The sequence below is a fragment of the Streptomyces sp. ALB3 genome (assembly GCF_044385685.1).
In the GTDB taxonomy this organism is placed as follows: Bacteria; Actinomycetota; Actinomycetes; order Streptomycetales; family Streptomycetaceae; genus Streptomyces.
Map to the genome: position 1 here is coordinate 359,887 of NZ_JBISCE010000046.1, position 12,053 is coordinate 371,939.

Sequence of the window (12,053 nt, forward strand, 5' to 3'; positions counted from 1 at the left end):
GCACAGACACGTCACGCGTCGTCGCGTCGCACGGCAGCCGGGGCGCATCGCGGTCACGTCGCCCAGCAGTGCACCGCACAGCAGCAATAAGACAGGAGCACTGCGGCCGGCCGGATGGCCGGGCAGTGACCCTGGCAGCAGTCCTGCGGCCGACCTGGGCGACGGCTCAGGCAGCTCCTCGGCGCCAAGGCCGGTGGAACAGAACTGCGACTGCGACAGGTGCTACGGCGTGGGCGCGGCTCAGCCCGGCGCAGAGAGAACGGCTCGGCACAGACGGCACGGCTCGGCGAAGACGGTGCCGGGCCGTCAGAGGACGAAGGCCGAGCTCCCGTTGTCCGTGACCATCGGGCGCCCGGCACCGTCCCATGCCTGCATGCCGCCGTCGATGTTCACGGCGTCGATGCCCTGCTGCACGAGATACTGAGTGACCTGGGCGGACCGGCCTCCGACGCGGCACATCACGTGCACGCGCCGGCCGTCCTCGGCCGCTTCGGTCAGTTCGCCGAAGCGGCCGACGAAGTCACTCATCGGGATGTGCAGCGCGCCCTCGACGTGCCCTGCAGCCCATTCGTCGTCCTCCCGGACGTCCAGCACGAAGCCGTCGGGCGGAACCGCCGCGGCGTCCACCGAGGGCAGCGGAGCGAAATTCATGGGAGTGCCTTCTCTCGTACGTACGCACCAGGGTCTTCTTCCGGCACGCTACTGCACCAAGCCCGCCAGCTCGTTCTCACGTTGCGAGACCTCCGCCAGGAGCTTCTCGCCGATGTCGTCCAGCAGCCGGTCGGGGTCGTCCGGCGCCATTCGCAGCATGGAACCGATCGCGCTGTCCTCCAGCTCCTTGGCGAGAACCGTCAGCAACTCCTTACGCCGGCTCAGCCACTCCAGGCGCGCGTACAGCTCTTCACTCTCGCTCAGCCGCAGCTCCGGCGTCTCAGGGCCGGCCGCCCATTCCGCTGCAAGCTCCTTCAGCAACGCCACGTCGCCGCGCCCGTAGGCCGCGTTGACCCGAGCGATGAATTCATCGCGCCGTGCTCGCTCCTTCTCGTCCGGCGCGAGATCCGGGTGGGCCTGGCGGGCCAGCTCCCGGTAGAGCTTGCGCGCCTCCTCGCCCGGCCTGACCCTCTTCGGCGGGCGGACGGGCTGCTCGGTGAGCATGGCCGAAGCTTCGGGCGAGAGACCGTCCGAGTCCATCCAGTCGTGGAAGAGCTCGTCGACGCCAGGCATCGGCATGACGATCGCCCGAGCCTCCTGGGCCTTGCGCACATCCTCCGGGTCACCGGTCCTCGCCGCCCGCGCCTCCGCGATCAGCGCATCGAGCTCGTCGAGGCGGGCGTACATCGGGCCCAGCTTCTGGTGATGCAGCCGGCTGAAATTCTCCACCTCGACCCGGAACGTCTCGACGGCGATCTCGAACTCGATCAGCGCCTGCTCGGCCACCCGCACGGCCTTGGCAAGCCGCTCCTCGGGCCGGGGCGCGCCGCTGCCCTCAGTGGCCGCGGCACCTCCCGCCTCACCGTCGCCGACCGGAGAACCAGCCGCGTCATCTGCGGCGGGACCCGTCTGCGGCGTGTTGTCCTGATCCGCTCGCGGGTCGTCACCCGACGACACATCACGCGCGTGCTGCGATCGGTCCTGGCGGTCCTGGTCCTGCCGGTCTTCGTCGTTCCGGGTGGTCGGCACCCCGGCGGCTTCGTGGGTCACCCGTCCAGCGTATGGCCACGGCGCGCGACATGGAGCCGCAGGTGACCGCGGGCCGCTCAGACGCCGAGTTCCGCGGCTATCCGGCCGGCTCGGACAGCCCGGACGAGCTCGGCGTGGTCTGCTTCGGTCCGGTCCGCGTACGTCACGGCGAAATCGGCCATCGCCGCGTCCAGCTCCGCGTTCTTACCGCAGTAGCCCGCGAGCAGCCGAGGATCGGCGCTGTGCGCATGGGCTCTGGCCAGGAGCGCCCCGGTCATCCGCCCGTAGTCGTCCACCTGGTCCGCCGCAAGCGCGGACGGATCCACGCTTCCCTTGCGATTCCTGAACTGCCGTACCTGACAGTGCCTGCCGTCGACCTCCGCCCAGCCGAGCAGTATGTCGCTGACGACCTGCATCCGCTTCTGCCCGAGCACCACCCGGCGCCCCTCGTGCTCCACTCCGGGCACTTCGAAGCCGACCTGCGGGAGGTAGGGGGCCAGCGCGGATGGCCGCGCCTCCTTCACCTGCAGAACCAGCGGCTCGCCACGGTGATCGAGCAGGAGCACCACGTACGACCTGGTCCCCACGCTCCCCGTGCCGACCACCCGGAAGGCCACATCGTGGATCGCGTAGCGGGCCAGCAGCGGAACGCGGTCCTGCGAGATCGTCCCGATGTAGCTCTCGAGCCCCGTCGCGACGGCAGCCGCCTCCGCGTCGGGCACGCGGCGCAAGACGGGTAGTGCGTCGACGAAGCGGCGACCGCCGTCCTCGCACTCCTCGGTGGACCTGGCGGCGAAGCGGGCACTCGTGTTGTTGCGAGCCTTGGCGGAGACCCGCTCGAGCGTCCCCAGCAGGTCTCGCGCATCGGTGTGCGAGACGAGCTCCTCGTCCGCGATGGCGTTCCACGCGTCCAGGGCGGGCAACCCGGCCAGCAGGCGCATCGTGCGCCGGTACGCGCCCACCGTGTCGTGCGCGCCCTGCCGGCAGGTGTCCTCGTCCGCCCCAGCCTCCCGGCCCGCGAGGACCAGCGAAGTGGCGAGCCGTTTGAGATCCCACTCCCAGGGACCGAACACGGTCTCGTCGAAATCGTTGAGATCCATGACCAGATTGCCGCGCGCGTCGCCGTAGAGGCCGAAGTTGGCCGCGTGCGCGTCACCACAGAGCTGGGCACCCACCCCCGTGACCGGTGTGCCCGTCAGGTCATGAGCCATCAAACCGGCCGAGCCGCGCAGAAACGCGAAGGGCGTGGCCGCCATCCGCCCCACCCGGATGGGCGTCAGTCCTGGCACCCGGCCCTTGTTGGACTCCTCGACCGCCTGGGCCGCGTCCGGCCTTCCAGCCGGCAGGGTCAGGGAGCTGTGCGCCGACCGGGGGACCTTCTTCCTCAGTTTCTTGCCGGCCGCTTTCGGTGACGCCGCCCCGGGCCTTGCCGGTCGCACCCCTCCGGCCACGCGCCGCGCGAAGCCGGGCACCACCGGAATGCGCCCGTCTCCTGCTGCTGGCTCCGACGGCCCCGTCATCCCGACCTCGCCCATGGAGCGTCGCCTCCCCGCCTCGTCCAGCCGTTCCGTCCCCGCAACATCACGTGCGGACGACGGTACAACCGTCGCGTGACAGCCGTCTGCCCCTGTGGACAACTCAGGAAGCACCTGTGGACAGCCTGCGCGACGGGCCGGGAGCCCGGGCGGCCCACCGCCCGGGACAGGTACCGAAGCAGGACCGGCACGACGGACCGGGCCGGTGAGGTGGATCGGCCACAACAAGCGATGCCCGACCGCAAGGGCCGGCGACGGCCGGCAGCGGCCGGAGCCTGATCGCGAGCGGAACTGCGGCTGACCGGCCATACCGGTCTCACACTCCGACGGTCTCCTCCATCTCTTCCTCGGCCTCGGCCGCCACCCGCGGGAGGGCCGCCTGACGCGCCCTCCCCGCGGCCTCGCGGCACCGCTTCACCTCGGCGAGGGCCGCCGCCCCCATCACGATCAGTCCGGCCCCGAACCACAGAGCCAGCACGAGCAGATGCCCGCCAAGGGCATGACCGCCGAAGTACACGTGGCTGCGCACACCTTCGACGAAGCCCGCGCCGTTCCAGAAGGAGTGCAGGGATCCGAAGAAGCCCGGCTGGAGCTCAGGCCGGAAGATCCCGCCGGAGCTCGTGAAGTTGAGCATGACGAAGAGCAGCATCACACCGAGCGTGGTCCACCGCTTGAGGAAGGTGTGCAGGCCCACGCCGATCAGCAGGACGCCCGCCGAGTAGAGCCATGCCATCGCCCAGAGCCCGCCGAGCCCATGGTCCACCAAGCCGAACACCGGGCCCGCGAACGCGGCACCGATCAGACTCACCACCAGCGAGGTGCCGATCGCCAGCCCGGCCCTGATCCGCAGTGCCAGCACCGCACCCGCACCTCCGATCACCGCGACCGACGCGTACGACCCGATACTGACCGCCACCAGCAGGAAGAAGATTCCCTGACCGGTCGGGTCACCGTCCGACGTGGGCGCCACGTCCGTCACGCGGAGGGGGGCTCCCTGGTCGGCGGCGACCTCGGTGAAGATCTTCTCGACCACTGTCGCGCTGGTGTCCGACGAGGCGGTCGCCACGATCAGCTCCGGCCGCCCGCCCGGCACGTAAGCGCCGTAGCTCTGCTGGTCACGCAGATGGTTGGCGGCAGCGGCGCGATCCGCCACGGTGCGCACGTTCAGCGCGCCGTCACTCCTGTCCTGCAGAGTCTGCGCGAGCACCTGCGCGCTGGCACCGGAGCCGACGACGTCCACCTTCAGGTCGTGCGGCGCCGGGGCGTGAAAGGCCCCCAGGTAGGCAAGCCCCATACCGATGCACATCAACAGCGGCGTCACGAGATGGCTGAGCACATGACGCAGCGCCCCGGCAGTTGAGCCGGGGACCGCGATCGGACGTGCGGACATGCGGGCCACTCCTCATAGTTGGCTTTTACAACTTACACGTCTGTTGTAGCATACAACTAAATCAAGGAGGTGATTTCAGTGGCAGACGCCCGCCGCCGTCGCGAGGAGTCCCTGGATGTCATCCAGCGCGAGCTGACCGCTTTCGCACGCCGCGCACGGTCCGCAGCCGCCCGGCTACACCCGGATCTACCACTGGTCTCCTACACCCTGCTCGCCCACATCGACCACCGGCAGGGCTGCCGTGCCGCCGATCTGGCAGCGCACTACATGCTGGACAAATCGACAGTCAGCCGACAGGTCGCGGCGCTGGAGAGGCTCGGCCTGGTCGAGCGCCACCCGGATCCGGACGATCAGCGCATACAGGTACTGCACCCCACAGCCGCCGGCGTCCAGGCACTGGCCTCCACGCAGGCCAGTCGGCAGACCGCCTACCGGGAACGACTCAGCGCGTGGACGTCGGACGATCTGGAACAGTTCGCGGAGTACCTGCTGCGGTACAACTCCGCGGGCGAAGACGGCACACCCATGTGAAGGAGCCGGCAGCCGGCCCAACAGGGATCACCGATCCATCAACGGGCGACCCCGGCGGCGACCAGCGACCCGGCGGCCGATCGCAACCTCTCCGCCCACAACAATGCCCTTCGGCTCACGCCCGGGTTCCTTGCTCGGCGATTCCACGGCGGAGCCCGCTTGCGATCAGGAGGCCCGGGATCGCATTGAAGGCCACGCCTCCGTCGACGGGCGGCCAGGTCCCTCACCCGGGCCTCACCGCTCGACGAGGCACCTTCCGAGAGCGGTCCGAGCAGAACGCCTATTCGGTGCGGATCGGACGTTTCACGTGAAACAGAGAACGTCCCGGTAGCACTCCCACCCCGGGTGCGTGCTTCGTCACAGGGCCCGTCACACGCGAATCAACGCCCCTCGCACCCGAACTACTCTCGTCCGAGGTAACCCGGAGGGCACCCCACGGGCCCGCGGGGTGGCCAGATCCTGACGCACCACGCCGAGCCCCTTAGGCAATTGCACACAACGAAGAACCCCCGCACCGAATCTCTCCGGTGCGGGGGTTCTGTCGAACCAACCCGGCAATCGCAAGCGACTGCCTGTTGTGCGCGAGGGGGGATTTGAACCCCCACGTCCCTAAGGACACTGGCACCTGAAGCCAGCGCGTCTGCCGTTCCGCCACTCGCGCATGAGTGGTGCTTTCAGACTCTCTCACCGTGTGGTGTGAGCGCCTGGCGACATCCGGAAGATTAGCACGCTGGACAGGGTGGATTCACATCCGTTGTTTCGCCGGACCCACGAGGGGAACCGGGAACGCGGAAAGCCCGGCCCCACTCCTCCTGAGTGCACCCGGAGTGCGGGACACTGTGAGGAGGCCACCTCTACGATCCGTGTGAGAGGTGACACTCATCCACTGTCCAGACAAGGGGAACCAGCCGATTTCCCTACGCGTGGATACGATCAGTGAGCAGCACAGCGATGACGACACCGGAGGAGGTGCCCCATGGGAGTCATGAAGCGTTTCGAGCAGCGTCTCGAAGGTCTGGTCAATGGCACCTTCGCCAAGGTCTTCAAGTCCGAGGTGCAGCCGGTCGAGATCGCGGGAGCTCTCCAGCGCGAGTGCGACAACAACGCGACGATCTGGAACCGTGAGCGGACCGTCGTGCCCAACGACTTCATCGTCGAGCTGAGCACCCCTGACTACGAACGCCTCAGCCCGTACTCCGGCCAGCTCGGCGACGAGCTGTCCGGCCTCGTACGTGACTACGCCAAGCAGCAGCGGTACACCTTCATGGGCCCGATCAAGGTCCACCTGGAGAAGGCGGACGACCTCGACACGGGTCTTTACCGCGTACGCAGCAGGACCCTGGCGTCGAGTTCGTCACAGCAGGGCCAGCAGGGCGGCCCTCCCCACGCCCAGCCGAACCGGCCCGCCGCCCCTCAGGGGCAGGGCGGGTACGGCTACCCGCCGGCTTCCGCCCCTCCCATGCCTCCAGCCCCTCCGCCGGGCGCCGGGCGCCCTGGAGGCCCTTCCAGCGACTGGCGCCCGCCGACCGCGTCCGGCCCCATGCCGGACGCCCAGGTGCGGCGCTGGATCGAGATCAACGGCACCCGCCATCAGATCTCCCGCCCGACGTTGGTGATGGGACGAAGCACCGACGCCGACGTGCGGATCGACGACCCCGGCGTATCGCGCCGGCACTGTGAGATCCGGACCGGAACGCCCTCGACGATCCAGGATCTCGGGTCTACCAACGGCATCGTGGTAGACGGGCAGCACACCACCCGCGCTACGCTCCGCGACGGCTCGCGGATCGTCGTGGGCAGCACCACCATCGTTTACCGGCAAGCCGAAGGGTGAAGCGGGGGCAATGTCAGAGCTGACCCTGACGGTCATGCGGCTAGGTTTCCTGGCTGTTCTGTGGCTATTCGTAATCGTGGCCGTTCAGGTCATTCGCAGCGACCTGTTCGGTACGCGCGTCACGCAGCGCGGCTCACGCCGCACTGCCGGTGACGCCCGACCGCAGCAGGGCCGCCAACAGCAAGCAGCGCCGCCTCAGCAGCGCCAGCAGTCCGGGCGCCAGCGTCGTGGGGCACCCACCAAGCTGGTCGTCTCCGAAGGCACCCTCACCGGGACCACGGTCGCGCTCCAGGGGCAGACCATCACCCTGGGCCGGGCACATGATTCAACGATCGTGCTGGATGACGACTACGCGTCCAGTCGGCATGCCAGGATCTACCCGGACCGTGACGGCCAGTGGATCGTCGAGGACCTCGGGTCCACCAACGGCACCTATCTCGACCGGACCCGGCTCACCACCCCGACACCTGTTCCGCTGGGCGCGCCGATCCGCATCGGCAAGACCGTCATCGAGCTGCGGAAGTAGTACGACAATGAGCGAGCGGAGCGAGCGAGTCGCGGCAGTCCTGACGACGGACCTGGCGCGGCTCCCGACCGGAGGGTGGGCAGTGTGGCTCGAGACCGGCTGTACCCCGAACCGACGGGCGAGGTGCGCATGAGCTTGTCCCTGCGCTTCGCCGCCGGATCGCACAAGGGCATGATCCGGGAAGGCAACGAGGATTCCGGTTACGCCGGCCCCCGCCTCCTCGCGATCGCCGACGGCATGGGTGGCCAGGCGGCCGGAGAGGTCGCCAGCTCCGAGGTGATCTCCACACTCGTCCAGCTCGACGACGACGTCCCTGGCTCCGACATCCTCACCTCGCTCGGCACGGCGGTCCAGCGGGCCAACGACCAGCTGCGCGTCATGGTCGAGGAGGACCCCCAGCTGGAGGGGATGGGCACGACGCTGACCGCCCTGCTCTGGACCGGTCAGCGCCTCGGTCTCGTCCACGTCGGCGACTCCCGCGCGTACCTCCTGCGTGACGGCGTCCTGACGCAGATCACCCAGGACCACACCTGGGTGCAGCGTCTCGTCGACGAGGGCAGGATCACGGAGGAGGAGGCCACCACCCACCCGCAGCGCTCACTGCTGATGCGGGCCCTGGGCAGCGGCGACCACGTGGAGCCCGACCTGTCCATCCGGGAGGTCCGCGCCGGCGACCGCTATCTGATCTGCTCGGACGGACTCTCGGGCGTCGTCTCCCACCAGACGATGGAAGAGACCCTGGCCAGCTATCAGGGGCCCCAGGAGACGATCCAGGACCTCATTCAGCTCGCGCTGCGCGGTGGCGGCCCCGACAACATCACCTGCATCGTCGCCGACGTCCTGGACGTCGACAGCAACGACACCCTGGCCGGACAGCTCAACGACACCCCGGTCATCGTCGGCGCGGTCGCCGAGAACCAGGCGGCGCAGGCGAACGACGGCCGCGCCATGGAGACGCCGGCGGGACGTGCGGCAGGTCTCGGCCGCCCCGTGGCGCCGCCGGCCGGAGGCTTCGGGCCTCCCGGCAGCGGCGACGACATGGGGTACGGGTCCGGCCCGGACGGTGCTTTCACCTCGTACACCGACGAGGACTTCGTCAAGCCCCGTGGCCGCCGCAGGTGGCTGAAGCGGTCGTTCTACATCGTGCTCGCGCTGGCCGTCATCGGCGGTGGCGTCTACGGCGGCTACCGCTGGACGCAGACCCAGTTCTACGTGGGCGCGAAGGACGAGAACGTCGCGCTGTTCCGCGGCATCAGCCAGGACCTCGCCTGGGTGTCCCTCTCGAAGGTCGAAGAGGACACTCGGATCGAACTGAAGTACCTCCCGCCGTACTGGCGCAAGAAGGTGGAGGCGACCATCTCCCAGGGCAGCCTCGCCGATGCCCGCAAGAAGATCAGCGAGCTCGAAGCACAGGCCTCCGCCTGCGAGAAGGACGCGCAGCGCCGCGCGGCCGAGGCGGACACCAACGCCGCCAAGGACCAGGGCGAAGCCGGCAACGCCTCCGACAGCACGTCCGCCACTTCTCCCGCCAAGGGGACCAAGACCGCGACTCCCACTCCCGGCCCCAGCCTCTCGGAGGAAGAGAAGAAGCTGGCCCTGCAGTGCGGTAAGCAGTAAGCCGTAGGGGGCCTTCAGCACATGAGCGTTGTCACCAACACCACCACCATCGGCGCGATCGACGCGCCGAGCCGTCGTAACACCGAGCTGGCGCTGGTTGCCTTCGCCGTCCTGATCTCGGTTTTCGCCTACGCCAACGTGGGCCTCGCCCTCCACGGCGAACTGCCGGCCGGAATGCTCGGCTACGGCCTGGGTCTCGCACTGCTCGGCGGTGTGGCACATCTCGCCGTGCGGAGATTCGCCCCGTACGCGGACCCGTTGCTCCTGCCGCTGGCGACCCTGCTGAACGGGCTGGGGCTCGCCATCATCTGGCGCCTGGACCAGTCGGAGCGGTTCCAGGCGCTCAAGACGTTCGCCCCGGCCGCCTCCAAGCAGCTGATGTTCTCAGCGGTCGGCGTCGCCCTGCTGGTCGTCGTCCTGATCGCTCTCAAGGACCACCGCATCCTGCAGCGCTACACCTACATCTCCATGCTGGTCGCGCTGTTCCTGCTGATCCTCCCGATGTTCTTCCCGGCCGTGAACGGCGCCAAGATCTGGATCAAGATCCCCGGTGTCGGCACGATCCAGCCGGGTGAGTTCGCGAAGATCATCATCGCCGTGTTCTTCGCCGGCTACCTCATGGTAAAGCGCGACGCCCTGGCCCTCGCCAGCCGCCGCTTCATGGGCCTCTACCTGCCCCGTGGCCGCGACCTGGGCCCGATCCTCATGGTGTGGGCCTTCTCGATCCTGATCCTCGTCTTCGAGACCGACCTCGGCTCCTCGCTGCTGTTCTTCGGCATGTTCGTCGTCATGCTGTACGTCGCCACCGAGCGCACCAGCTGGATCGTCTTCGGTCTGCTGATGTCCGGAGCCGGCGCTGTCGGTGTGGCGACGTTCGAGCCCCACGTCCAGGACCGTGTCACCGCCTGGCTCGACCCCTTCGCGGGCTGGGGTAAGGAGCCGGCCAGCGAGCAGATGGCCAAGTCGCTGATGGCCTTCGGATCCGGTGGCACTCTCGGGACCGGCCTCGGCCAGGGCAACTCCGACCTGATCGGCTTCGCGGCCAACTCCGACTTCATCCTCGCCACCGTCGGTGAGGAGCTCGGGCTCGCCGGGATGATGGCGGTCCTGCTCGTCTACGGTCTGATCGTCGAGCGCGGCGTACGTACGGCGCTGGCCGCCCGGGACCCCTTCGGCAAGCTCCTCGCCATCGGTCTCTCCGGCTCCTTCGCCATCCAGGTCTTCGTCGTCGCCGGCGGTGTCATGGGGCTCATCCCGCTGACCGGTATGACCATGCCGTTCCTCGCGGCCGGCGGTTCTTCCGTCATCGCCAACTGGGCGCTCATCGGGATCCTGATCAGAATCAGTGACACGGCCCGCCGCCCCGCCCCTGCCCCCGCACCGTCCCCGGACGCCGAGATGACCCAGGTGGTCCGACCGTGAACAAGCCACTCCGCAGGATCGCGATCTTCTGCGGCATCCTCGTTCTGGCTCTCCTGGTCCGCACCAACTACCTCCAGTACGTCCGTGCCGACGAGCTCAACGCGAACGAGCACAACCGCCGCGTCCAGATCGAGCGCTACGCCCACGAGCGTGGCAACATCATCGTCGACGGCGAACCGGTCACGGGCTCCGTCGAGACCACGGACAGCGACTTCAAGTACAAGCGCGTCTGGAAGGACGGGCCCATGTGGGCGCCCGTCACCGGCTACTCCTCGCAGGCCTTCGACTCCTCGCAACTGGAGAGCATCGAGGACGGCATCCTCACCGGCAACAGCGACCAGCTGTTCTTCGACCGCACCCTGTCGATGTTCACCGGCGAGAAGAAGACCGGCGGGAACATCGTCACGACCCTCAACGGTGCCGCCCAGGAGGCCGCCTTCAAGGGGCTGGGCAACAAGAAGGGCGCCGTCGCCGCGATCGACCCGCAGACGGGCGCGATCCTGGCTCTGGCCAGCACCCCTTCGTATGACCCCTCGGTCTTCGCGGGCAACTCCATGAAGGACTCCGACGCCCGGCAGAAGCTCCTGACCGACAAGGACAAGCCGATGCTGAACCGGGCCCTGCGGGAGACCTACCCGCCCGGCTCGACGTTCAAGGTCGTCACAGCGGCTGCGGCACTGGAGAACGGCCTCTACACGGACATCGACGCGGAGACGGACTCCCCGCTGCCCTGGCGGCTCCCCCTGTCCACCAATCTGCTGCAGAACGAGGGGAACATCCCCTGCGAGAACGCCTCGCTCCGCGATGCCCTGCGCTACTCCTGCAACACGGTCTTCGGCAAGATGAGCGACGATCTCGGCAACGAGAAGATGATCGAGCAGGCCGACAAGTTCGGTTTCGACGAAGAGGTCTTCACGCCGGTCCGGGCGGACGCCAGCATCTACCCGAAGGACAACAGGCCGCAGAACGCCATGGCCGGCATCGGACAGGCGTCCAACCGCGCCACCCCTCTCCAGATGGCCATGGTGGCGTCCGCGATCGCCAACGACGGCACGCTCATGCAGCCGTACATGGTCGCCCAGCGCCAGGCACCCAACCTCGACGTCATCTACACGCACGAGAAGGAGGAGCTCAGCCGGCCACTCTCGGCGGAGAACGCCCAGAAGGTGCAGAAGATGATGGAGACGGTGGTCGAGGACGGCACGGGAACCAACGCGCAGATCGACGGCGTCACTGTGGGCGGCAAGACCGGTACCGCCCAGCACGGCCTCAACAACAGTGAGAAGCCGTACGCCTGGTTCATCTCCTACGCCAAGACGGACAGCGGCTCACCGGTCGCCGTGGCCGTGGTGGTCGAGGACGGCAACGCCAACCGGGACGACATCTCCGGCGGCGGCCTGGCCGCACCGATCGCCAAGAGCGTGATGAAAGCGGTACTCGACGGAAAGTAGTGACACCCGTCACAACTTCTGTTCACACCAGCACATTGGGATACCGGTCGGATATCAGCTGACGGGT

The 12,053-nt window shown here is 68.3% G+C and carries 10 protein-coding genes and 1 tRNA gene; 6 read left to right on the top strand and 5 right to left on the bottom strand.

The genetic code is table 11. The annotated features are described in order from the left end of the window. Positions 1–306 precede the first annotated feature (306 nt). From ACHFIV_RS31635 to ACHFIV_RS31650, 4 genes are all read right to left on the bottom strand, one after another. The gene (locus ACHFIV_RS31635; protein WP_398976106.1) at positions 307–651 is read right to left on the bottom strand and encodes a rhodanese-like domain-containing protein; all 345 of its coding nucleotides are present in this window, start codon (positions 649–651) and stop codon (positions 307–309) included. A gap of 48 nt (positions 652–699) precedes the next feature. Next, on the bottom strand, positions 700–1,701 hold the full coding sequence (locus ACHFIV_RS31640) for a J domain-containing protein (protein ID WP_398976108.1): 1,002 nt from the start codon (positions 1,699–1,701) through the stop codon (positions 700–702). 56 nt (positions 1,702–1,757) lie between these two features. Further along, entirely contained in the window at positions 1,758–3,215 is a 1,458-nt protein-coding gene (locus tag ACHFIV_RS31645) for a DUF2252 domain-containing protein (protein WP_398976110.1), read from the bottom strand. A 316-nt stretch (positions 3,216–3,531) separates the two neighbouring features. Then, positions 3,532–4,605, bottom strand: coding sequence for a hypothetical protein (locus ACHFIV_RS31650; RefSeq protein WP_398976112.1), 1,074 nt, complete (start codon positions 4,603–4,605; stop codon positions 3,532–3,534). Positions 4,606–4,683: 78 nt separating this feature from the next. Here ACHFIV_RS31650 and ACHFIV_RS31655 point away from each other — a divergent pair, with 78 nt between their 5' ends. Continuing rightward, positions 4,684–5,136 (top strand): MarR family winged helix-turn-helix transcriptional regulator, encoded by a 453-nt coding sequence (locus tag ACHFIV_RS31655; protein ID WP_398976113.1) that lies wholly within the window; start codon positions 4,684–4,686, stop codon positions 5,134–5,136. 578 nt (positions 5,137–5,714) lie between these two features. Here ACHFIV_RS31655 and ACHFIV_RS31660 read toward each other — a convergent pair. Further along, positions 5,715–5,797, bottom strand: a tRNA-Leu gene (locus tag ACHFIV_RS31660). 315 nt (positions 5,798–6,112) lie between these two features. Between ACHFIV_RS31660 and ACHFIV_RS31665 the strand changes: the two genes are divergently transcribed. The 5 genes from ACHFIV_RS31665 (at position 6,113) to ACHFIV_RS31685 (ending at position 11,986) form a co-directional block, all read left to right on the top strand. After that, a complete protein-coding gene (locus tag ACHFIV_RS31665; RefSeq protein ID WP_398976115.1) occupies positions 6,113–6,970 on the top strand; it encodes an FhaA domain-containing protein in 858 nt (285 codons plus the stop codon). 10 nt (positions 6,971–6,980) lie between these two features. Further along, positions 6,981–7,496: an FHA domain-containing protein FhaB/FipA gene (locus tag ACHFIV_RS31670; protein ID WP_031090454.1), complete on the top strand. Its 516-nt coding sequence runs from the start codon at positions 6,981–6,983 to the stop codon at positions 7,494–7,496. A gap of 129 nt (positions 7,497–7,625) precedes the next feature. After that, positions 7,626–9,113 (top strand): Stp1/IreP family PP2C-type Ser/Thr phosphatase, encoded by a 1,488-nt coding sequence (locus ACHFIV_RS31675; RefSeq protein WP_398976118.1) that lies wholly within the window; start codon positions 7,626–7,628, stop codon positions 9,111–9,113. 21 nt (positions 9,114–9,134) lie between these two features. Then, positions 9,135–10,535 (top strand): FtsW/RodA/SpoVE family cell cycle protein, encoded by a 1,401-nt coding sequence (locus ACHFIV_RS31680; RefSeq protein ID WP_398976120.1) that lies wholly within the window; start codon positions 9,135–9,137, stop codon positions 10,533–10,535. Continuing rightward, entirely contained in the window at positions 10,532–11,986 is a 1,455-nt protein-coding gene (locus ACHFIV_RS31685) for a peptidoglycan D,D-transpeptidase FtsI family protein (protein ID WP_398976121.1), read from the top strand. Before ACHFIV_RS31680 ends, ACHFIV_RS31685 begins: the two co-directional genes overlap by 4 nt. Positions 11,987–12,053 lie beyond the last annotated feature (67 nt).